Below are 22,619 nucleotides of genomic sequence, written 5' to 3' on the forward strand. Positions count from 1 at the left end.
TTAAAAATGTAAGTGAATAACGATAAACGTTATATATAAAAAATATTTTCAATCTATAAATTTTAAATTGAACATGTATTTTTCACGTAGTATTTTGGGTATTAAAACTTTTCCATCTTCTGTTTGATTATTTTCTAAAATAGATGCTAATACTCTTCCTACCGCTAAACCGGATCCATTTAAAGTATGTACAAATTCTTTTTCTTTAGTATTGTTTTTTTTAATATATTTTGATTTTATTCTTCTAGACTGAAAATCTCCTGTATTAGAACAAGAAGATACTTCTCTATATTTTTTTTGAAAAGGAAACCATACTTCTAAGTCATATGTTTTGAGAGAAGAAAAACTTAAATCCCCAGAACATAAAATTACTTTTCTATAAGGAAGTTGTAACATTTGTAGAATTTTTTCTGCATGTGAAGTAATTTCTTCTAATGCAAACATAGAATATTGTGGTTGTACTATTTGGATAAGTTCAACTTTATCGAATTGACGCATACGAATTAGACCTCTTGTATCTAAACCATGTGATGTACTTTCTGATCTAAAACAAGTAGATAATGTTGTTAATTTAATTGGTAATTGATTCTTTTTTAATATTTTTTTTCCAATTAAATTAGTTAAAGGAACTTCTCCTGTTGGTATTAGAAAAAAATTTTCTTTTTTGTTTTTATGATCATTGCAAAAAATATGAAATAAATCATTTTTAAATCTAGGTAATTGTCCAGTTCCATATAAACATTGTTCATTAATTATATAAGGTACGTTTACTTCTAAATATTTATGTTTTTGAGTGTGTATATCCAACATGAATTGTCCTAAAGCTCGATGCAGCAAAGCTATTTTTCCTTTCATAATAACAAATCTACTTCCTGTAATTTTAGATCCAGATTCCCAATCTAAACCATTCATTTTGTTTCCTAAAGAAACATGATCTTGTACTAAAAAATTAAATTTTTTAATTATTCCCCAAGTATATATTTCTTTATTATCTAAATAAGATTTTCCTATTGGTACATCTTTTGCAGGAATATTAGGAATATTACAATATTCATCTAAAATTATTTTTTTTAAATCTTTTAATTTTTTTTTTAAAAATATTAATTCTAACGATATTTTTTTAACTTGTTTTTTTAATTTTTTTATATCTTGTTTTAAATGTATTTTTTCAGTTATTAATTTAATTATATTATTTCTATCAAATTGTTTTTTTTCTGTTGTAATTTGTAGATATTTTCTTTTTTTTTCTAATTGAGAAATTTTTTTTACATTTAATACAAAACCTCTTGTATGGAGTTTTTGTGAAATATTTTGTAAATTTTTTCGTAATAATTTTGGATCTAACATAATTAATTTTTCAATTTTGTGATTAAAATAAATTGTATATTATAAAAGTATAAATGAAATATAGATATTTTTGTAAAATTAAAAAATTTATATATTTGTTTTTTTTAAAATTTATAAATTTATTTTATACAGTATAATTTTTTATATATATTGTAATATATAATACTGTTAATACATGTTTAAATAAATAAAAAAATAAATTTTTTTGAATACTATTTATAAAAAAGGATATAATTAATGGAAAAAATTAACAAAGTAATCATTATTGGAGCAGGACCTGCCGGATATACTGCTAGTATATATGCAGCTAGAGCAAATTTAAAACCTATTTTGATAACAGGGAATATGATAGGAGGTCAATTAGTTAATACTAATGAAATAGAAAATTGGCCAGGAGAAGAAAAAAAAATAACAGGTTTAGATTTAATGTTGAGAATGAAAAATCATTCTGAAAAATTTAAAACTAAAATTATTGTAGATGAAATTAAATCAGTTAATTTTACACCTCCAGTATTTTCTTTATTAGGTTATAAAAATAAATATTCTAGTAAAACAATAATAATTGCTACTGGAGCTTCTCCAAAGTATTTAGGATTAGAATCTGAAAAAAAATTTTTTGGAAAAGGTGTATCTTCTTGTGCTACTTGTGACGGATTTTTTTTTAAAAACGAAATTGTTGCTGTTATAGGAGGAGGAAATACAGCGATTGAAGAAGCATTATATTTATCAAAAATTGCACAAAAAGTATATCTAATTCATAGAAGAAATTATTTTACAGCAGAAAAAATTTTAGTAGAAAGAATGTTAAAAAAAGTATATGAAAAAAAAATTATTTTGTATAAAAATTGTGTTGTTCAAGAAATATTAGGAAATAAATTAGGAGTAAAAGGAATTATAATAAAAAAATTGTTATCAAAAAATAATATATTTATTGCAAAAATAATTAATTTAAAAGTAAAAGGTGTTTTTGTTGCCATTGGACATACTCCGAACACCAGTATGTTTAAAGATCAAATAAATATGAATAATCAGTATATAGAAATAAAAAGAGGAAAACATGAATTTTTTACACAAACTAGTACACCAGGCATATTTGCTGCAGGTGATGTAATAGATCATGTATATAAACAAGCAATTACTGCTGCAGCAAGTGGTTGTATGGCAGCTTTAGATGTAGATAGATATTTAAATCAATAATTTTTTTAAACTAAAAAATTTAAATTTACTATTATAAGGTTAATTTTATGTCAAAAGAAGATAATATTGAAATGCAAGGAACAGTAATAGATACTTTACCTAATACTATGTTTAGAGTAAAGCTTGAGAATGATCATACGATCATAGCACATATTTCTGGTAAAATGAGAAAAAATTATATTAGAATATTAACAGGAGATAAAGTAACAATTGAATTGACACCTTATGATTTGAGTAAAGGAAGAATAATTTTTAGAAGTAGATAAATTATATATTAGAAAAAAATACATAATAATAAAATATTTTTATATAAAATAATTTTATACAAATATATGTTATGTATTTTAAATAAAATATGATAAAAAATTAATATTTAAATAATTAATAATAGTATATATATAAAAAAATATGAAAATTATAAAAAGGTATTTAATAGATAATGCGTACAGAATATTGTGGAAATCTTCGATTTAAACATATTAATCAAACTGTTATTTTATGTGGCTGGGTTGATAAATATAGAAATTGCGGTAATTTTATTTTCATAGATATGAAAGATAGAGAAGGTATTATACAAATAGTTTTTCAATCTAAAAATAAAAAATGTTTTGAAACAGCTAGTATTTTAAGAAGTAATTTTTGTATTCAAGTGACAGGAAAAGTTGTTTTGCGTAAAGGAAAAAAAAACATTAATTTAATAACAGGGGAGATAGAAGTTATAGCAAATTCAGTCAATATATTAAGTAAATCGAAACCTTTACCGATCAATTTTAATGTTATAAATAAAGAAAACATTTATTTAAAATATAGATATTTGGATTTAAGAAGATTATCTTTAATGCATAATTTTAAAATAAGAAGTAAAGTAGTTGCATATATAAATCAATTTATGGATAAGAATGGTTTCATTCAAATTGAAACTCCTATTTTAACTCAATCAACACCAGAAGGAGCAAGAAATTATATTGTTCCTAGTAGATTACATAAAAAAAAATTTTATGCTTTACCTCAATCACCTCAATTGTTTAAACAATTGTTAATGATTTCAGGGTTTGATCGATATTACCAAATAGTAAAATGTTTTAGAGATGAAGATTTAAGATCAGATAGACAACCTGAATTTACACAAATTGATATAGAAGTATCTTTTATGCATGCTTTCCAAGTTCGTAAAATAGCAGAAAAAATGATTAAGAATATATGGAAAAATATAAAGAAAATAAAATTAAAAAAATTTCCTATATTAACTTTTAAAAAATCACAAAACTTATATGGTACTGATAAACCAGATTTGCGTAATCCTCTAAAATTAGCAAATATAACGAATATTTTATATAATTATATTGATATAAAAAAAAATAAATCAAAAAATGTATTTATATCTATAACAGTTCCTGATAAAAAAAATATTTTTATAGAAAAAAATTCAGAATATATTAAAAAATATACCAAAAAATTTTTTTTAAAAAATTTTTTTTTCATAAAAATTAAAAAAAATTTAGAAAATAAAACAAAAATAATAAGTAATTTTATAAATAAAATAAGTAGAAAAGATATTGAAAAAATTTTTTTAAAAAATAAATCGTTAAAAACAGATATAGTATTTTTTTCCTATGATGAAAAAAAAATAATTTATGAAAAAATGGGAAAATTAAGAATACAACTAGGAAAAGATTTTGAATTAATTAATTATTCAGATTTTAAACCTTTATGGATAAAAGAATTTCCTATGTTTATTAAAAATATAGAAGACAATACATTATCCAGTATGCATCATCCATTTACCGCTCCAAAAAATAATAGTATACATAAATTATTATCTAAACCAGAAAAATCGATTAGTCAAGCATATGATTTAGTTATTAATGGATATGAAATTGGAGGTGGATCTGTTAGAATTCATAGTAAAAAATTGCAACAAACTGTTTTTAATTTAATTAATATGAGTAAAAAAATACAAAAAAATAAGTTTGGATTTTTTTTAGAAGCTTTGGATTATTCTCCTCCTCCTCATGCTGGATTAGCTTTTGGTTTAGATCGCATTATTATGTTATTAACAAATAGTAAAAATATTAGAGATGTAATTGCTTTTCCAAAAACTAACCAAGCAATGTGTTTATTAACTAATGCACCTAGTAACATTGATATGATATAACTGGTTGTATATATAATTTTTTAGATAATAGTATTATATAAAAAATTATATTAAAAAATAAATTAACTTATTTTTTTTAAATTGTTAAAGTTATAAATATTTTATAAAAAAATTAAAAATAATAAAATATTAATGATATTTTTATCAAATTTTATAACTTTATATATATTTTTTTATTGTACTTGTAGTATTCTGCTAGAATTAGTTTTTCCTTTAGAACCCATAATATCTCCTTGAGTAACGATAACTAAATTACCAATGAATAAAAATTTTTTTTCTACTAATTTAGTTATTGCTTCTTGAGTCGCCTTCAATCCTTTTTTTTTGGTATCAAAATATACAGGAGTAACACCTCTGTATAAAGATGAAAAATATAAAGTTTTTATATTCTTAGATAATGCAAAAATTGGTAATCCTGAAGTAATACGTGAAGTTAGCAATGCTGTTTTACCTGATTCTGTCATAGTAATAATTGCTACTACTCCTTTTAAATGATTAGCAGAATACATTGCAGACATAGATATTGCTTCTTCAATAGTTCGAAATTGTAGATCTATTCTATGTCTAGAAACATTAATACTAGGCATTTTTTCTGCACCTTTACAAACTTTATCCATACATTGTATTGTTTCTATTGGAAATTTTCCTGTTGCTGTTTCAGAAGATAACATTACTGCATCTGTACCATCTAAAACTGCATTCGCAACATCCATAACCTCTGCTCTTGTAGGATAAGGATTATCTATCATTGTTTCCATCATTTGTGTAGCTGTAATTACAAACTTATTCAGTTTTCTAGCCATTCTGATTAGTTTTTTTTGTATGCCTACTAATTCTGGATATCCTATTTCTACTCCTAAATCTCCTCTTGCTACCATTATTCCATCTGAAGATAAAATCATTTCTTTCATAATTGCATCGTTAGAAACTACTTCTGCTCGTTCTATTTTTGCAATTATTTTTGCCTGACTACCTTCTTGAATAAGTAATTTTCGAGCTAATGCTAAATCTTTAGATGATCGAGGAAATGAGATAGCTAAATAATCTATATTCATTTTAGCAGCAGTAACAATATCTTGTTTATCTTTTTCTGTAATGGAATTAGCAGATAAACCTCCTCCAATTTTGTTTATTCCTTTATTATTAGATAAAAATCCTCCTAATATTACTTTGGTAAAAATTTTTAAACTATCTATTTTTATTACTTCTAATTGAATTTTTCCATCATCTAATAATAGATTATCTCCTATAATAAGATCTAAAGGCAATTTTTCATAGTCTACACCTACAATTTTTTCATTTCCTAACTTATTTTTGTAATTTACATCCAATATAAAAATATTGTTAACTTTTAAATATATTTTAGAATTTTGAAATTTCGAAATTCTAATTTTTGGGCCTTGTAAATCACCTAAAAGAGCAACATGACATCCTGTATTTTTTCTTATTTCTTGAATTTTTTTAACTCTTTTAAAATGATCTTTAACCATTCCATGGGAAAAATTTAATCGTAATACATTTACTCCGTATTGAATTATTTTTTTTAAAATATCATCTTTATCTGTCGATGGTCCTAATGTAGCAACAATTTTTGTTCTTCTCATTCTTTGATTCATTTTAATTATTATTCCTTAAAAAATAAAGTATATAAATTTGTATATATATATTATAAAATATCTATCCATATATTTTATTAAAAATATTTATTTATAATAGATATTATATATAAAAAATATATTTTTTTTTATTTAAAATATCCATATTATTTTTTTAACTATACGTATAGTATATTTTTTATTCAAATTTGTTTAATTTTTTTTTAAAAATTTTTTATTTTTATTAAAAAAATTATTTTTATAGTTTTTATTTTTATCTTATTTAATGGAAGAATAATAAAATGAATAAATCAAAAAATATAGATTGCGACATTATCATTTTTGGAACAAAAGGTGATTTAGCTCAACGAAAATTATTTCCTGCAATTTATAAATTAGAAAAATATTGTAAGTTACACACTAATACTCGTATTATTGGAGTAGGTAGAGCTACATGGAATATTAATGAATATTTAAATATTATAAAAACATCTTTAGAAAAATTTTCGAAAGAAAAAATAAATAATACAGTTTGGATCAAATTAAGAAAAAGAATTAATTTTTGTAATTTAGATGTTAATTATATTGAACATTTTGTTTATTTAAAAAAAATGTTAACAAGTAAAAATAAATTATTAATAAATTATTTAGCTATGCCTCCTAATACTTTTTCAATTATTTGTAAAGGTTTAGCCTCTATACAATTAAATTTAAAAAATTCACGAATTATTTTAGAAAAACCAATTGGATCATCACTAAAAACATCTTTAGATATTAATAAACAAGTAAGTAAATATTTTTTAGAATCTCAAATATTTAGAATAGATCATTATTTAGGTAAAGAATCAATATTGAATTTATTATCATTCAGATTTGCTAATCCTATTTTTATGAATATTTGGAATAATCAATTTATTGATCATATACAGATTACTGTATCAGAAAAAATAGGAATTGAAGGCAGGTGGAATTATTTTAATAATTCTGGTCAGATTCGAGATATGATACAAAATCATTTATTACAAATTTTAACACTTATATCAATGAAAAAACCGATAAATCTTAAATCAGAAAGTATTCGGTGTGAAAAAGTAAAAATTTTACAATCTCTTAGAATGATTACAAATAAGGATGTAATGGATAATGTAGTATTAGGACAATATTCATCTGGTATAATAGATGGAATAAAAGTTCCTTCTTATTTAACAGAAGGAAATGATAAAAATAGTTTGACAGAAACTTATGCTGCAATAAAAGTACATATTGATAATAAGAATTGGAAAGGAGTACCTTTTTATTTAAGAACAGGAAAAAGATTACATAAAAAATTTTCTGAAATTGTAATTTTTTTTAAACCTATTAAAAAAAATATTTTTACACGGTATGATAATTTTAAAAAAAATAATAAAATTATTATTAGATTAGAACCTAATGAAGGAATAAAAATAGATTTTTTAAATAAAAATCCAGGATTAGAAACTGAATATATTTTAAAAAATACAAATATGAATTTTTATTATAAGAAATCTTTTAAAAATTTTAATTTAATTGAAGCGTATGAACGTTTAATTTTAGAAAGTATTAGAGGAGAACAAACTTTGTTTGTTCATAAAAATGAAGTAGAAGCATCATGGAAATGGATTGATGTATTAATAAAATCATGTAAATCAGAGTATAATATACCTAAAATTTATAAATCTGGTACATACGGACCGATTGAGTCAATACAATTAATTAATAAAGATAATCGTGAGTGGTATTAAAAATTTTTTATTTTTTTATAAATAAATATATTAAAAAAATTAATTTTTATTAAAATTATATATTATAAAAAGTAATTTTTTAGTATAAAAATTTTAATATGAAAACATTTTTTTTTGAAATATTAAAATAAAATTTTAATTATTAATATTATTTTTAAAAAATATCAATAAATTATAATTTATGCATATTGTTTTATACTTAAATATTTATTTTTAATCGATATTTTAAAAAAAATAAAAAATAATGTTGATAATGATTTATTCAATAAATTAATTTATCAAATTGAAATAATATTAATTTATAAAAAATAATAACGAATAAATAATTTTTTATTATTTTGTTCAGATAGTATCAATTTATATTTTTTAAAATATATTTTATTGAATTTAAAAAAAATATCAATTACTTCATTTATTTTAATAAATAACAAATGTTATTTATTACAAATATAAGATAAAAAATTTAGTATATATAATATTTTTATTATTAATATTTTGTTTTAAATATGAATAAATAATAAAATAAAAATATTAATTTTAATAAATTTTTTATTTTTTGAATTTTTAATAATTAATTTTTGAAATATTAATAAAAAAAAATAATATACGAATATATTTTTAAAAAAAAAGATTATATATTATATATAGAATCTGTTAATGTAATAAAAATAATTTTCTTATTTTAAAAAATTTAAAAAATAATAATATGAAAAAATAAAATTTTAGAATATTTGTTTATATTTATTCAAAAATTTTTTATTTTTTTATATTATTTTAGTGTTATATTTTATAAAAAACAAAATAATTTATTTTCAGTAAAAAATTAAGTAAAATATTTATTTTATTTTGGTAAATAAAAAAATAATTTTTAATATTAATAAAAATAAATTATGCATTAAAATATAATTTTTTTTAAATTATATATCATAATAATACTATTATTTCCTATTTTTTTTAACGGAGTATTAATGATAGTTCTTTTAGAACCGTCGGTTTGGGCTGGTCTTTTTGCATTAGTTGTTTTAGAAATAATTTTAGGATTGGATAATTTATTATTTATTACTATTTTAGTTTCAAAACTACATCCTATAAAAAGAGATAAAGCACGTATACTAGGATTAATTTTAGCATTTTTTATGCGAATTGGATTACTTTCGATAATGTCTTGGATTACAACTTTAACTTATCCAATTATAAATAATCAGTATTTTTCTTTATCAGGTCGAAATCTTATATTATTAATAGGAGGTTTATTTTTATTATTCAAAGCTACAATAGAATTACATGATCGATTAGAAAATAGTCGAAAAGTTGTTTTAAAAAACAAAACTTATTCAAAAGTATGGGTAATAGTTTTACAAATAATTTTCTTAGATGCGATATTTTCCTTGGATTCTATCGTAACTGCTATAGGAATAGTAAATCAATTATTCATGATGATAATAGCTATTTTTATATCTATGATAATTATGTTTTTTTCATCTAAAGCCTTAACTAAATTTATTACATTACATAAAACTGTAGTCGTATTATGTTTAAGTTTTTTATTAATAGTCGGTTTAAGCTTAGTATCAGAATCATTAGGATTTTGTATTCCAAAAGGTTATTTATACGGAGCGTTAATATTTTCTGTTTTTATTGAATTTTTTAATCAAATATCTCGAATGAATTTTATTAAACATCAATCTAAAATACCTATCAGACAAAGGGCAGCAAAAGTTATTTCTAGAATAATTAAAGGAAATCAACAAAAATATCAATTAGAAATCAAAAAAAGTAACAATCCATATTTATTACCTCAAAAAAATAATGAATTTGATTTTTTTAAAGATGAAGAAAGATTTATGTTACAAGGTGTATTAACTTTATCTGGTAGATCTATTAGAAGTATTATGACTCCAAGAAGAGAGATTTCTTGGATCAATGTAGAAGATACAAATAATAGAATAAGAAAAAAGCTTTTATCTAGTCCACATAGTTTATTTCCTGTTTGTAAAGGAGAATTAGATGAAATTATTGGAATTGTAAGAGCTAAAGAATTATTAGTATCAATTGATAATAAAGAAAATTTATTAGTTTTTGCAAAAAAAAATATTCCTATTGTTATACCAGAAACTTTAGATCCAATAAATTTGTTAAACGTTTTAAGAAAATCAAAAGGAAATTTTGTAATTGTAAATAATGAATTTGGAGTTGTTCAAGGGTTAATTACTCCTTTAGATGTATTGGAAGCAATTGCTGGAGAATTTCCTGATTCTGATGAAACTCCAGATATAATTATGGAAAAAAATGGTAGTTGGTTAGTAAAAGGAGGTACAGATTTACATTCTCTAGAAAGAGTGTTGGATACACATTCTTTAATAAATAATAAAAAAAATTATGCTTCTTTATCAGGTTTATTAATATCTCAACAAGGAAAATTACCTCAATCTGGAGAAATAATTAAAATTTTTCCTTTTTGTTTTTATATTGTTTCTTCTACAGATTATCATATTGATTTAGTAAGAATTACTAAATGTTCATTGTAACATTTTATTTTTTTTAAAAATAAAAATTTTTTATTAATTAAAATTAGGTAAATATCATGACTACTATACTATCTTTAGATACTTCTTTTAAAAATATTTCTGTAGCATTGCTAAAAAATAGTATTATTACTGACATAGTTTTGAAAAATCAAAGCAGTAATTCTGAAGAAATATTACCATTAATAAAAAAAATACTGGAAATAAAAAAAACTAAATTACAAGAAATAGATGCTATTGCATTTACAAATGGTCCTGGTCGATTTTCCGGTATTAGAATGTCAAATAATATTGCACAAGGATTATCTTTAGTACACAAAATTCCTTTAATACATGTTTCAACATTAATTGTAATTTCTGAATTTGTTAGAAAATTTTATTTTATAAAAGAGAAAATATGTGTTTGTATGAAAGCAGATACAAAATCAGTTTATTGGGGATTATTTCATTATAATAAAAAACAAAAATGGGAAGTTTGTGAAAAAGAAAAAAATATTACAAATTTAGATTTATATCAAAAATTAAAAAATATAGATAAAAAAATTGTATTAATCGGAGATATATGGAGTAAGAAATTCATTTTAGATAAAGATATATTTATACATAATAAAATTATATATATAGAAAGTCCTAATGCAAGAGATATTATACCTTTTGCATTATCTAATTTTATAAAAAAAAATACATTACATCCAGAAAATTCTTTTCCGAATTATATAAATTCTTTTTAAGAATTAATTAATAATTTTAAATTATTAATAGTACATTTTTTAATTATAAATCTATTCAGGTAAAATAATATTTAATTCTAATATGAAATAATCTTTTTCTTTTTTATTATATTGTATGGTAATCATATTTGCATTAATATTTGTATATTTACATATTACTTGTATAATTTCTTTTTTTAAGTTAGGAAAATAATTAGGTTTTTTATAGTATTTATTTTTTTTTTCAATGATAATTTTTAATCTTTTTTTTGCAATATTAGCAGTATCATTTTTTTTTTTTGATACAAAAAAATTTATTAAAGACATTTTATCTCCCGAATAATCTTCTTAAAAAACTTTTTTTTCTTTTAATAAAACGAAAAGGTAATTTTTCTCCTAAAATTCTTTTTACAGTGTCATTATAAGCTTTTCCTGCATTAGAATTTTTATTTAAAATAATTGGAATTCCTTTATTAGATGCATTTAAAACTGAATAATCTTCAGGTATAACACCTAAAATAGGTATTTGTAAAATTTCTAATACATCTTCTATACTCAACATATCTCCTTGTTCAACTCTTGTTGGATTATATCTAGTTAATAAAATATGTTCTTTAATAGGGTCTTTGTTTTTTTCAGATCTTTGAGATTTAGAAGATAATATTCCTAAAATTCTATCTGAATCTCTAACAGAAGAAATTTCTGGATTAGTAGTAATTATAGCTTCATCAGCAAAATATAATGCAGAAATAGCTCCATTTTCAATTCCTGCAGGAGAATCACAAATAATAAATTGAAACCCCATTTCAGATAATTCTTGTATAACAGCATGAACTCCGGATTTACTTAAATATTCTTTATTTTTTGTTTGTGACGCAGGTAAAATAAATAAGTTTTCTATTCTTTTATCTTTTATCAAAGCTTGATTTAAATTAGCTTCTTTTTGAATTACATTGATAAAATCATATACTACTCTACGCTCACAACCCATTATTAAATCCAAATTTCTTAAACCTATATCAAAGTCTATTACAACAGTTTTTTTACCTTGTAAAGCTAATCCAGCAGATATAGATGCACTAGAAGTTGTTTTTCCTACCCCTCCTTTTCCAGAAGTTACTACAATAATTTTTGCGGACATATATTTTCCTTATTTTTTTAATTTAATTTTAAAGCATCTAGAAAACCATTTTTTAAATAAAAATTTACACTTTTTCCAATTAATTTTTTTGGTATTTGATCAATGAGCCAATATTCTCCAGATATAGATATTAATTCAGAAAAATTTTTAGTACAAAATATTTGACTTTCCTGATTTCCATCAGCTCCAGCTAATGCTCTTCCATATAATGAACCGTAAATATGTATATTTCCGTTAGAAATAACTTCTGCACCAGAACTTACATTATTAATAATAATTAAATCTGCGTTACGAGAATAAATTTTTTGACCGGAACGAACAGGAGTATTGATGATATAATTTTTTTTTATTATTTTATTGTTTTGATATTTTAAAAATTTTTTATTTTTTGTTGTAAGAAAAGGTGTTCCGGATTTTATAATTTTTTTTTTTAAAATTTCATTATTACATCCCGTAAATCCCATAATAGATAAATTCATTGAAGTAATAATTTTTTTTATTTTTATCCAATTTATATTAGGAGATAATGAAGATATATTGATAACAACTGGAGAATTATTAAAAAATTTTGGGAAAATTTTTATTTTATTTTCTAAATATTTTTTGATTATTTCTGAATTATCACTTTTTAAATAAATTACTATACAGTTAAAATTTTTTTCTTTTAATTCAAATATTTTTTTCATACTTACTATTCACTCAAAAAAAAATTATATATATATTTTTTTAAATTTATTTAAATATTATATATTTTTTTTAAAAAATATTATGTTTAATAATAAAATAAATTTTAAAAATAGAAATTTTTTAAACATAAATTTAATAAAAATTTTTTAAATAATAAAAATATTTATTTTTTTAAACAAAAAATATTTTTAAAATATACTTTATATAGATTATTCAATAAAAATATTTAATATAAATAAATATATTCATAGTATACTATTTATTTTTATAAGAAATAATATATTAAATTTATAATAATAAAAATAGGATTTTTTAAAAATGTTAAATTTTAATGAATTAAATTCAATTTTTATTGAATATAAAAAATTTTTTTTAAAAAAAAATTTTTTATTATGTGGATCAATTAAAATAAATGATTTTTATTTTTTTTTTAAAAAAAATTCTATATTTTACATTGAAAAATATGACCAATGGAAATTAATATATAAAAATTATAAAAATACATATTTCAATACAGTAATTAATAAAAAAATTGTTAAAAAAATTAATGTAGTAATTTATTTTTGGCCTAAAGATAAAAAAGAAGCAATATTTCAGATATTAAACATTTTATCTGTATGTTCTAAAAAAACTGAAATTTTTATAGTAGGAAGAAATAAAAGCGGAATAAATAGTTGTATGAAATTGTTTCAAAAATGGATTTTTTTAAAAAAAAAAAAATATAAAAAAAAATGTTCTTTATTCCATGGAATAATTTTAAAAAATACATATTTTTCAATTAAAAATTTCTATCATAGATATATATGGAATGATATTAAGATTTATGTTTTACCTGGTGTATTTGGATATAAAAAAATAGATGCAGGAACAAAATTATTAATTTCTACTATAAAAAATATTAAAAATAAAAAAGTTTTAGATTTATGTTGTGGTGTAGGAATTATAGGTATTTATATAAAAAAAAATTTTTCTACATGTTCTGTAACTTTATCAGATAATAGTAAATATGCATTAAATTCTAGTAAAAAAACATGTATGTATAATAATACACAAGTTAAAATTATTCCTAGTAATTTATATGAAGATATTCATGAAAAATTTAATTTAATATTTTCTAATCCTCCTTATCATGAAAATTTATCTATTAGTACTATTTATATTAAAAAAATTATTTTTAATTCTAAAAAATATTTATTCAAAAAAGGAATATTAAGAATCGTATTAAATAATTTTTTATCTATAAAAAATATAATTCCTTTTTTTAAAATAATAAAAAAAAATAATAAATTTACAGTTTATGAAATAAAAAATTAAAGTTTTATTACCCAGAGCGGGACTTGAACCCGCAAAGCTGTTAAGCCGAGGGATTTTAAGTCCCTTGTGTTTACCGATTTCACCATCCGGGCTTTTTATTAAAAAATTTTATCAGGCGCATCCCGGAATTGAACCGAGCTAAACGGATTTGCAATCCGCTGCATAACCGATCTGCCAACGCGCCAATAATTATTTTAAAAATAAATTGTAACTTAATTTTTAATTTTTATCAATACTTTAATAATTTTAATATTAAATATTAAAAATAATTATCTTGTTTTTTTTTATTTTTTATAATATTATAAAAAAATCTTTAGGAGGAGTGGCCGAGTGGTTTAAGGCAGCGGTCTTGAAAACCGCCGATGATAATATCATCCGAGAGTTCGAATCCCTCCTCCTCCATAAAAAATAAAATTTAAAGAAAATAATTTTTTATTTTAGAAAATTTACATTAATATAATTTTTTATTATATTTTATATTATAACCTAAAAAAAATAATGTCATTGTATAAATAAATATAGAAATAAATAAAATAATAAATAATCTTGTTATTCTAAAAATATTTGAACCTTCATTCCAAACATTTATTAATTTCAAAAATAATATTAAAAAAAATATCATAGATATAGATGAAATTAATATTCTATAAAAAAATTTTTTCCATTTATTACAAGGTATAAAAAATTTTTTTTTAAATAAATAATATATTAATATTACAAAATGAATCCATGATCCGATAACAGAAGAAAAAATTAAACCAACATGACGGTATTTTACTACCAGTAAAAAATTCATGCATTGTGTTAAAATTATAGATATAATGTAAGAATTTATGGGTATTTTTAAATTTTGTCTTGAATAAAAAGCTGGAGATACAATTTTTATTAAAATAAAAGCCATAAGACCTATAGAATAAGCTGATAATGCTTTTGAAGTCATTATGCTATCAAAATAATTAAAATATCCGTATTGAAACAAAGAAACAATAATAGGATAGGAAAAAATACCAATAATTATTGAACAAGGAATTCCTAATACTATTGATAATCTTAACCCCCAATCCAATAAGTTATTGTAATCTTTTTGATTACCACGGGAAAAAATTTTAGATAAAAAAGGTAGTAATACTGTACTTAACGATATTCCTATAATACCAACAGGAAACTCCATGATTCTATTTGCATAATATATCCAAGATATTGAACCTGAAGCAATATATGAAGAAAAAAAACTATTAAAAAGAAAAGATAATTGACTAATAAAAAATCCTAATACTATAGGAGATAATATTTTTATTAATTTTAGTAATTTGATTTGAAAAATATTTATTTTAGGTATTACTAACATATTTATTTTTTTTAAAAATGGAATCTGATATATAAATTGGAATATAGATCCTAAAATTACACCCCATGCTAAACTAAATATAGGAATAAAAAAATATGAACTAACAAAATATACACAAGAAATTAGAATTATATTAAAAATAACAGGTGACAAAGCGGGTATCAAAAAATAGTTATAAGAATGTAATATAGATGAAATAAAGATAGCTAATGAAGAAAATAGTACATATGGAAACATGATTTGTAATAAATGTACTGTTAAACTAAATTTAATGGTATTAATATCAAAACCAGGAGCAATAATTAAAACTATATATTTTGAAAAAAAAATACCTACAACACTAATTAAAGAAACAATTATAATTGTTGCACAAAAAACACTCGAAACAAATTTTTTAAGAAATTTATTATTTTTTTTATTATTTTTATATCCAATTAAAATTGGAAGAAATGCTTGAAAAAATATTCCTTCAGAGAAAAATTTTTTTAAATAATTAGGTACTTTAAAAGATAAAAAAAAAGCATCAGTATATATTTGTGCTCCAAACATTTGAGCAATTAAAACATCGCGAAAAAAACCTAAAATTTTAGAAAATAGAGTAATAAATCCAATAGAAAAAATTGATTTTAATAAATTCATATTATTACGCCTTCTAAAACTTTTATAATTAAGTTTTAACTTTTTTAATAGAGAGTAATAAACATAAAAATTTTTAAAAAAAATATATCATTTGAATTAAAAAATAATTTTTTATATATTTTAAAATTATTATGTTAAATACAATTTTAGTATTAAAATAATTTTTTAACAAATTTTAAAAAAATTATTGCAATAATTTTTTATAAAAAATTTTAAACTTTGTAATTTTATATGAATTTTTAATTATTTTGTGAATAAATATTTTTAGGAAGTATTTTTTTATTTTAAAAATAAAAATATATTTATGTATCAAATAAAAATGTTATTTATAAAATCTAAATTTTTGAATATATATAAAAATACTAAATAAAATTAAAAGAAAAAATTTATTTTTAATAAAATTTTTTATAATAGTTATTATAATATTATATTTTAATTTTAAAAAAAAATAAACTAAAAATTTTTTATAAGAATTATAAAATATATATAGATTTAAAGATATAAAAATGATATATCATTTTAATAAATAAAATTATTTTAAAAAATTTTATATTTTTTATTGACATAACTAAAATGTTTATATTTAATATTTTGTATTTTTAATATAGAGAAAAAATATGCCTTTTAATATTAACGAAGAATTTAAAATAAATAAGGATATGTTGAATTTAAGATCTTTTCAAGAAGAAATAATTGCATCTAATATTGCAAATGCAGGAACTAAAAATTATAAAGCAAGAAAAATAAATTTTCAGAAAGAAATGAAAAATATAATTGATAGAAATTCTAAATCTAACAATATTCATATTAATGAAAAATTTAATTTAGAAAAATCAAAATATTATAGTATACCGCATGTCTATACTGTTAAAAAAGCAAATTCAATAAACGGAAATACAGTAAATATGGATGAAGAAAGAATAAACTTAATTAAAAATAGTTTAAAATATCAAGAAGAAATTATTTTATTGAATAATAAAATTAAAAATATATTATTGGTATTACAGGAATAAATTTTAAAAAATTTAAATAAATTAATTATTTTTTTATTTAAATTAAAAATATTAAATTTTATTTTCTAGTATTTTAATTATTAAATATTTTTTAAATTTATAAGTTATATAAAAATTTTTTATTATTGTATTTTTAATGTTTTTTAATTTTTAAAAAAGGTTAATATTGTGTCTTTATATACCACATTAAATATAGTATCATCAGCAATGAATGCACAAACTAAAAAAATTAATACTTGTGCTGAAAATTTAGCAAACTCAGAAACATTTATTTATGAAAATGGAAAATATTTGCCTTATCAAGCTAAAAAAGTCGTAATGCAATTTAATTGTTTTGATAAAAGAAATAAATTAATTGGTGGAATAAAATCAAAAGTTGTAGAATCGAAAGAAAAAAAAGGAAAATTAATATATAATCCTGATCATATTTTTGCATCAAAAGATGGTTTTGTTAATTATCCAAATATAGATGTAATATCTGAAAATATTAATGCAATGGAAGCAGTTCGTAGTTACGAATCTAATATATCACTTTTAAATACAATTAAATATATGATATTACAAACTTTAAGTATAGGAAAATAATAATAAAAATAATTAATAATATAATAAAAATATAAGGAAAGATTATGTTTATAAATACAAACACTATCCCTTTTAAAAATTTATATCAAACAGAATCAATAAAAGATGCTCCTTTAATTCAGAATAACCCTTCTAATTTTTCTTCAAATTTAAATATTAAAAATATAATAGATAAACTTCCTAATGTTAAAAATAATGTTATCAGAATTGTATCTGAAGAATTTTCACATCAAGATCCTATAAATCCGAATAAAAATGATAATTTTGTAAAAAGAATATTAGATGGTTTTACTTCAGATGCATTTTTAAAAATAGATAAAAGGATGAAACACATAGATGATGAATTAAAAGATATGATAAAAATGCAAAAAAGTAGAAAAAAAGCAGATGCAGAAAATAAAAAAATTTTCAAAAGACGTAAAGCTCGTAAAAGAAAAAAAATACGTAAAGTTAATAATCGTGAATTAGTAAAAAGTGATATTGTATTTTATCAAAAAGGAACAGATACAATAAGAATAGGATACAAATTACCAAAAAATGTTAGAGTTGTTTTAATGAGAATTTCTAAAATAAAAACTAATGAAGGAGTATTTTATAAAAAAATTACTACTAATGCAGCAGGATTAAATATTTGTAATTGGGATTTTAAAGATTATGAAAATAATCCAGTTCCTTATGGAACATATAAAATAAAAATTTATGCAAAAAAAAATCACGATACATTTCCTATTCAACCGTATGTAACTAAAGGAGCAATATATTAAAATATAAAATTTTAGGTAGAAAATAATTTTTATACATAATTTTTATATGCTTTAACTTATATTGAAAGTAAATATAGAAATTATTTTATTCAGATCATATAAGGAAAAAAAATGCCATACATTTCAAAAATTAATAATTTATATAATAATTTTCAACAATTATATACTATTAATAAAAATAATTCTGGCTTAGAAAATATTGAAAAACAAAAAAAAAATATTGTTTCTAAACCTAAAAATTTTATAAATATGATGAACTATTCTAGTTTTTATAAATCTTGTAATAGTTCTAATAATAATGAAGAAAATCCTCCTTTAGATTTAAAACACATAAATAGAAAAGAAAAAGTACTTGAAGTATGCGTTGATGATTATGGATTTTTCAGAACTACTGATGATGATAAAAGATTATACGTAACCCATGATGATACATTTCATTTAGATAAAAAAAACAATTTAGTAACTTCAAGAGGATATTATATAGAAGGTTATGATGCAGGAAAATTATCTTCTAATGAAACACCTAAAGCTATTAATTTTAGTAAACACATGACTATACCAGGAAAAACAACCAATTTAATATCAATTAATACTGAATTAAATTCCAATACTGATATAAAACCATTTTCTAAATTTGATATGCACAAAAATAATTCCTATAATACAGTAATTCCAGTATTTGGTTATGATATTGATGGAAAAAAGTATGAAATAAAAATTTTTTGTGTTAAAAGATCTCCACATACATGGGAACTTTATCCATCATTTAGTAATCATAGAATATTTAACAAATCTTTTAAAATTGAATTTAATGAAGAAGGAAATATAATTTCTAAACCAATTTATAAAAATATTGCATTTCATAAATTAGGATATCCTGATACTCAAAATATGATAATAGATTTACGAGAATTAAAATCTAAAAGAATGAAATCTTCAAATATGAGTACAACAATAAAATTTTTGCAAAATGGAAAAGAATCATATGATTTAAAAGATTTAGAAGTAAATCATTCAGGAATGATATATGGTATATATACCAATAATGAAAAAATACCATTAAAACAACTTATATTAATAAGATTAAAAAATATCAAAAAAATAGAATATAGAGGTGGTTTTTTTTGGGAAATACCTAAAGATAAAATTTCTCCAAATAATCAAGAAGTTTCTATTCCAGGATCACCTAGATTTGGTAAAATATTGAATAAAAATTCCAAGGAATATGAAGCATATCATGAAAGTCAATTGCAAATAGGAAGAGAAATGCGAAAACAACAAGAATATGGTATATAAAATATTTTTAAATCATAAATTCTAATTTTAATTAGATAAAAATTAATAACGTAAGATAAGAAGAAAAATATGGATAAAGCTATATATTATGCAGCTAATAAAGCTAATTTTATTTTGAATAAGCAAGAAATTAATAGTAATAATATTACTAATATTTCTACACCAGGATTTAAAGAAAAATTTATTTCAATTTTAAATAAAAAAATTAACTCTAATAAAAATAATAAAATAAATAATAATATTGTTGAAATTTTTCAACCAAGTTTTAATAATTTTCCAGGTGTTTTAAAAAAAACAGATAAAATATTAGATATAGCTTTAAATAAAAAAGATTTTTGGTTTTCTGTTCTTAACGAAAATTTAAAAAAAACATTTTTTACAAGAAATGGAAATATTTCAGTTAACAAAAAAAATGAATTAAATATTTTAGGAAATCCTATTTTAGGAGATGATAATAAAAAAATTATCATTCCAAAAAACAGTAATATTAAAATATTACAAAATGGAATGATTCAAGTAATTATTCCAAATAATTTATCTGTTTTTAATAAAGTAATAGATATAGGAAAAATAAAAGTAACATACTTAAATAGAGATGAAATATATCAATCTAATTTCGGAAATTTATATCTTAAAAAAAATATAATTAAAAAAAATCGAATTAAAAAGAATAATTATAAAATTTTTTCTGGAACATTAGAAGATAGTAACGTTTCTCCTACTAATAGTATGGTAAATATGATTAGTAATGCAAGAGAATTTGAAATGAACATGAAAATTATTTCTTATTGTAATGAAAAAGAAAAAATGGCCAATCAATGTATGATTGTAAATAATTAATTTAAACAAATATATTATAAAAAGGTAAAAATATGTTTCCATCTTTATGGATAGCAAAAACAGGGCTAGATGCCCAACAAATGAATATGGATATTATTGCTAATAATTTAGCTAACGTAAGTACAAATGGTTTTAAAAAGTCTCGTCCTATTTTTGAAGATTTAATTTATCAAAACTTAAGAGATTCTGGATCTAATTCTTCTAAAAATACTGTTATTCCTGTAGGATTACAAATTGGTACTGGTGTGCGACCACTTTCTACAGAAAAAATTTTTACACAAGGGAACTTATTAAAAACTGATTCCAATAAAGACATATCTATAAATGGAAAAGGTTTTTTTCAAGTATTGTTACCAGAAGGAAAAACTGCTTATACCAGAGATGGATCATTTCAAATTAATAATAAAGGTCAATTTGTAAACAATAATGGTTTTGTAATACATTCATCTGGAGGTATTTTTATACCTGAAAATGCAACGAGTATTAACATTGGAAAAGATGGTATTATAACAACTAAATTTCAAGGAAGTCATCAAAATTTTAATTCTGGTCAATTGAATATTGTATCTTTTATGAATGAATCTGGTCTAGAAAATTTAGGAGGTAATTTATATCAAGAAACAGATGCTTCTGGACCTGCTATTGAAAATATTCCAGGAACAAACGGATTAGGATCTTTATATCAAGGGTATACAGAAACATCTAATGTTAATGTAGCAGAAGAATTAATTAATATGATTAGAACTCAAAGATCATATGAAATAAATAGTAAAGCAATTAATATTTCAGATCAGATGTTACAAAAATTAACTCAATTATAAATTTCTAAAAATAATCAAAACATAAATTTTAAATTTTACACAAATTTATTTATTATTTATAATAAATAAAATATAAAAATAAGGAGTTTTATGTTAATAAAATCTTTATTACAAATTAGAAAATTTTTTTTTATAACTTTTTTATTGATTTCTTTAAACGGATGTACTCATTTATTAAATAATAACTCAAAAAAAAAAAAATTTTATCTGATACTTCAATTATAAAACCAATTATACCTGACGTATTAAAATTACAAGAATTAATGTCTAAAAAAAAAGATAAAAATTATTATTCTTTATTTGAAAATCAAAAAAAATATCATGTTGGAGATATAATAACTATTTCTCTTGAAGAAAATATTCGTGCTAAAAATAATTCTTTTACCAATTCTGATAATACTACAAATTCCGCTTTTGGATTAAATTCATTTCCACTTTTTATTAATAAAATTTTTAAAATTAATTATAATAAAGCAGTTTTCGATCAGTCTAATAAAAGTTTTGATAGTAATTCAGGAACAACAGGTGCAACAGATTCATTAAAAGGTCTAATTACTGTAACAGTAACAAAAATATTAGAAAATGGAAATATACAAGTAGCAGGAGAAAAACAAATTGGTATTAATAATACTACTGAATATATTCGATTTACAGGAGTAATCAATCCTAAAAGTATAGAAAAAGATAACATAGTTTCTTCTAATAAAGTAGCAAATACATATATTGAATATACTAATACTGGGTATGATAATTCATATAGTGCATCTAAATGGTTAAAAAATTGGTTTTTAAGTTTACTACCTGTATAAATATTTAATATTATCTAGTAATATAGTTATATATATTGCATAGAAAATAAAAAAGTTTTTTTTACTTTTG

The 22,619-nt window shown here is 20.3% G+C and carries 21 protein-coding genes and 3 tRNA genes; 16 read left to right on the forward strand and 8 right to left on the reverse strand.

Features of this window, described 5'->3' with window-relative positions; translation table 11 throughout:
- Positions 1–48 precede the first annotated feature (48 nt).
- Complete coding sequence (serS, locus tag RJU59_RS01185; protein WP_343128395.1) at positions 49–1,347, reverse strand: serine--tRNA ligase; 1,299 nt, start codon at positions 1,345–1,347, stop codon at positions 49–51.
- Between the two features lie 237 nt (positions 1,348–1,584).
- Here serS and trxB point away from each other — a divergent pair, with 237 nt between their 5' ends.
- From trxB to aspS, 3 genes are all read left to right on the forward strand, one after another.
- Complete coding sequence (gene trxB / locus RJU59_RS01190) at positions 1,585–2,544, forward strand: thioredoxin-disulfide reductase (protein ID WP_343155003.1); 960 nt, start codon at positions 1,585–1,587, stop codon at positions 2,542–2,544.
- Between the two features lie 47 nt (positions 2,545–2,591).
- Positions 2,592–2,810: a translation initiation factor IF-1 gene (infA, locus tag RJU59_RS01195; RefSeq protein WP_343128397.1), complete on the forward strand. Its 219-nt coding sequence runs from the start codon at positions 2,592–2,594 to the stop codon at positions 2,808–2,810.
- A 173-nt stretch (positions 2,811–2,983) separates the two neighbouring features.
- Complete coding sequence (aspS, locus tag RJU59_RS01200) at positions 2,984–4,699, forward strand: aspartate--tRNA ligase (RefSeq protein ID WP_343155004.1); 1,716 nt, start codon at positions 2,984–2,986, stop codon at positions 4,697–4,699.
- A gap of 173 nt (positions 4,700–4,872) precedes the next feature.
- Here aspS and pyk read toward each other — a convergent pair whose 3' ends face one another.
- A complete protein-coding gene (gene pyk / locus RJU59_RS01205) occupies positions 4,873–6,315 on the reverse strand; it encodes a pyruvate kinase (RefSeq protein ID WP_343155005.1) in 1,443 nt (480 codons plus the stop codon).
- Between the two features lie 281 nt (positions 6,316–6,596).
- Here pyk and zwf point away from each other — a divergent pair, with 281 nt between their 5' ends.
- The 3 genes from zwf (at position 6,597) to tsaB (ending at position 11,313) form a co-directional block, all read left to right on the forward strand.
- Positions 6,597–8,057 carry a glucose-6-phosphate dehydrogenase gene (zwf, locus tag RJU59_RS01210; protein ID WP_343155006.1) on the forward strand — a complete coding sequence of 487 codons (1,461 nt, stop codon included), beginning with the start codon at positions 6,597–6,599 and terminating at the stop codon, positions 8,055–8,057.
- Between the two features lie 968 nt (positions 8,058–9,025).
- Positions 9,026–10,585 carry a TerC family protein gene (locus RJU59_RS01215; RefSeq protein WP_343128401.1) on the forward strand — a complete coding sequence of 520 codons (1,560 nt, stop codon included), beginning with the start codon at positions 9,026–9,028 and terminating at the stop codon, positions 10,583–10,585.
- Between the two features lie 56 nt (positions 10,586–10,641).
- Positions 10,642–11,313: a tRNA (adenosine(37)-N6)-threonylcarbamoyltransferase complex dimerization subunit type 1 TsaB gene (gene tsaB / locus RJU59_RS01220; protein ID WP_343155007.1), complete on the forward strand. Its 672-nt coding sequence runs from the start codon at positions 10,642–10,644 to the stop codon at positions 11,311–11,313.
- A gap of 51 nt (positions 11,314–11,364) precedes the next feature.
- Here the strand turns inward: tsaB and minE are convergent, their stop codons facing one another.
- Genes minE through minC form a run of 3 tightly spaced genes read right to left on the reverse strand, consistent with a single transcriptional unit; the run spans position 11,365 to position 13,119 of the window.
- Positions 11,365–11,619 (reverse strand): cell division topological specificity factor MinE, encoded by a 255-nt coding sequence (minE, locus tag RJU59_RS01225; protein ID WP_343128403.1) that lies wholly within the window; start codon positions 11,617–11,619, stop codon positions 11,365–11,367.
- A 1-nt stretch (position 11,620) separates the two neighbouring features.
- Complete coding sequence (gene minD / locus RJU59_RS01230) at positions 11,621–12,433, reverse strand: septum site-determining protein MinD (protein ID WP_343128404.1); 813 nt, start codon at positions 12,431–12,433, stop codon at positions 11,621–11,623.
- A gap of 17 nt (positions 12,434–12,450) precedes the next feature.
- Positions 12,451–13,119 carry a septum site-determining protein MinC gene (gene minC / locus RJU59_RS01235; protein ID WP_343155008.1) on the reverse strand — a complete coding sequence of 223 codons (669 nt, stop codon included), beginning with the start codon at positions 13,117–13,119 and terminating at the stop codon, positions 12,451–12,453.
- Positions 13,120–13,438: 319 nt separating this feature from the next.
- On the opposite strand from minC, the gene RJU59_RS01240 reads away from it, so the two are divergent.
- Positions 13,439–14,434 (forward strand): methyltransferase, encoded by a 996-nt coding sequence (locus RJU59_RS01240; RefSeq protein WP_343155009.1) that lies wholly within the window; start codon positions 13,439–13,441, stop codon positions 14,432–14,434.
- A gap of 8 nt (positions 14,435–14,442) precedes the next feature.
- Here the strand turns inward: RJU59_RS01240 and RJU59_RS01245 are convergent.
- Together RJU59_RS01245 and RJU59_RS01250 are read right to left on the reverse strand one after the other, a co-directional pair.
- A tRNA-Leu gene (locus RJU59_RS01245) sits at positions 14,443–14,526 on the reverse strand.
- Positions 14,527–14,547: 21 nt separating this feature from the next.
- Positions 14,548–14,618 (reverse strand) — tRNA-Cys (locus tag RJU59_RS01250).
- A gap of 132 nt (positions 14,619–14,750) precedes the next feature.
- On the opposite strand from RJU59_RS01250, the gene RJU59_RS01255 reads away from it, so the two are divergent.
- Positions 14,751–14,836, forward strand: a tRNA-Ser gene (locus RJU59_RS01255).
- A gap of 49 nt (positions 14,837–14,885) precedes the next feature.
- Here the strand turns inward: RJU59_RS01255 and murJ are convergent.
- Positions 14,886–16,421 carry a murein biosynthesis integral membrane protein MurJ gene (murJ, locus tag RJU59_RS01260; RefSeq protein ID WP_343155010.1) on the reverse strand — a complete coding sequence of 512 codons (1,536 nt, stop codon included), beginning with the start codon at positions 16,419–16,421 and terminating at the stop codon, positions 14,886–14,888.
- 617 nt (positions 16,422–17,038) lie between these two features.
- Between murJ and flgB the strand changes: the two genes are divergently transcribed.
- The 8 genes from flgB to RJU59_RS01300 all read left to right on the forward strand — a co-directional run bounded on the left by flgB (position 17,039) and on the right by RJU59_RS01300 (position 22,549).
- Entirely contained in the window at positions 17,039–17,434 is a 396-nt protein-coding gene (gene flgB, locus RJU59_RS01265) for a flagellar basal body rod protein FlgB (protein ID WP_343128408.1), read from the forward strand.
- 168 nt (positions 17,435–17,602) lie between these two features.
- A complete protein-coding gene (gene flgC, locus RJU59_RS01270; RefSeq protein ID WP_343155011.1) occupies positions 17,603–18,019 on the forward strand; it encodes a flagellar basal body rod protein FlgC in 417 nt (138 codons plus the stop codon).
- Positions 18,020–18,063: 44 nt separating this feature from the next.
- Positions 18,064–18,783 carry a FlgD immunoglobulin-like domain containing protein gene (locus RJU59_RS01275; RefSeq protein ID WP_343155012.1) on the forward strand — a complete coding sequence of 240 codons (720 nt, stop codon included), beginning with the start codon at positions 18,064–18,066 and terminating at the stop codon, positions 18,781–18,783.
- A 111-nt stretch (positions 18,784–18,894) separates the two neighbouring features.
- Complete coding sequence (locus tag RJU59_RS01280) at positions 18,895–20,079, forward strand: flagellar hook-basal body complex protein (RefSeq protein WP_343155013.1); 1,185 nt, start codon at positions 18,895–18,897, stop codon at positions 20,077–20,079.
- A 69-nt stretch (positions 20,080–20,148) separates the two neighbouring features.
- Positions 20,149–20,919, forward strand: a complete 771-nt coding sequence (locus tag RJU59_RS01285) for a flagellar basal body rod C-terminal domain-containing protein (protein WP_343155014.1) — start codon at positions 20,149–20,151, stop codon at positions 20,917–20,919.
- Positions 20,920–20,951: 32 nt separating this feature from the next.
- Positions 20,952–21,740, forward strand: coding sequence for a flagellar basal-body rod protein FlgG (gene flgG, locus RJU59_RS01290; RefSeq protein ID WP_343155015.1), 789 nt, complete (start codon positions 20,952–20,954; stop codon positions 21,738–21,740).
- 90 nt (positions 21,741–21,830) lie between these two features.
- Complete coding sequence (locus RJU59_RS01295; protein ID WP_343155016.1) at positions 21,831–21,965, forward strand: hypothetical protein; 135 nt, start codon at positions 21,831–21,833, stop codon at positions 21,963–21,965.
- A 38-nt stretch (positions 21,966–22,003) separates the two neighbouring features.
- Positions 22,004–22,549: a flagellar basal body L-ring protein FlgH gene (locus RJU59_RS01300; protein ID WP_343155017.1), complete on the forward strand. Its 546-nt coding sequence runs from the start codon at positions 22,004–22,006 to the stop codon at positions 22,547–22,549.
- The last annotated feature ends 70 nt before the right edge of the window (positions 22,550–22,619 follow it).

This window comes from Buchnera aphidicola (Kurisakia onigurumii) (assembly GCF_039394605.1).
Lineage (GTDB): Bacteria > Pseudomonadota > Gammaproteobacteria > Enterobacterales > Enterobacteriaceae > Buchnera_I > Buchnera_I aphidicola_B.

Coding starts and splice junctions, on each gene's coding strand:
- RJU59_RS01280 (WP_343155013.1), top strand. CDS start 18,895: ATGCCATACATTTCAAAAATTAATAATTTATATAATAATTTTCAACAA.
- RJU59_RS01215 (WP_343128401.1), top strand. CDS start 9,026: ATGATAGTTCTTTTAGAACCGTCGGTTTGGGCTGGTCTTTTTGCATTA.
- RJU59_RS01295 (WP_343155016.1), top strand. CDS start 21,831: ATGTTAATAAAATCTTTATTACAAATTAGAAAATTTTTTTTTATAACT.
- RJU59_RS01240 (WP_343155009.1), top strand. CDS start 13,439: ATGTTAAATTTTAATGAATTAAATTCAATTTTTATTGAATATAAAAAA.
- infA (WP_343128397.1), top strand. CDS start 2,592: ATGTCAAAAGAAGATAATATTGAAATGCAAGGAACAGTAATAGATACT.
- minC (WP_343155008.1), bottom strand. CDS start 13,119: ATGAAAAAAATATTTGAATTAAAAGAAAAAAATTTTAACTGTATAGTA.
- murJ (WP_343155010.1), bottom strand. CDS start 16,421: ATGAATTTATTAAAATCAATTTTTTCTATTGGATTTATTACTCTATTT.
- serS (WP_343128395.1), bottom strand. CDS start 1,347: ATGTTAGATCCAAAATTATTACGAAAAAATTTACAAAATATTTCACAA.
- minD (WP_343128404.1), bottom strand. CDS start 12,433: ATGTCCGCAAAAATTATTGTAGTAACTTCTGGAAAAGGAGGGGTAGGA.
- RJU59_RS01300 (WP_343155017.1), top strand. CDS start 22,004: ATGTCTAAAAAAAAAGATAAAAATTATTATTCTTTATTTGAAAATCAA.
- RJU59_RS01285 (WP_343155014.1), top strand. CDS start 20,149: ATGGATAAAGCTATATATTATGCAGCTAATAAAGCTAATTTTATTTTG.
- zwf (WP_343155006.1), top strand. CDS start 6,597: ATGAATAAATCAAAAAATATAGATTGCGACATTATCATTTTTGGAACA.
- flgG (WP_343155015.1), top strand. CDS start 20,952: ATGTTTCCATCTTTATGGATAGCAAAAACAGGGCTAGATGCCCAACAA.
- pyk (WP_343155005.1), bottom strand. CDS start 6,315: ATGAATCAAAGAATGAGAAGAACAAAAATTGTTGCTACATTAGGACCA.
- flgB (WP_343128408.1), top strand. CDS start 17,039: ATGCCTTTTAATATTAACGAAGAATTTAAAATAAATAAGGATATGTTG.
- tsaB (WP_343155007.1), top strand. CDS start 10,642: ATGACTACTATACTATCTTTAGATACTTCTTTTAAAAATATTTCTGTA.
- trxB (WP_343155003.1), top strand. CDS start 1,585: ATGGAAAAAATTAACAAAGTAATCATTATTGGAGCAGGACCTGCCGGA.
- minE (WP_343128403.1), bottom strand. CDS start 11,619: ATGTCTTTAATAAATTTTTTTGTATCAAAAAAAAAAAATGATACTGCT.
- RJU59_RS01275 (WP_343155012.1), top strand. CDS start 18,064: ATGTTTATAAATACAAACACTATCCCTTTTAAAAATTTATATCAAACA.
- aspS (WP_343155004.1), top strand. CDS start 2,984: ATGCGTACAGAATATTGTGGAAATCTTCGATTTAAACATATTAATCAA.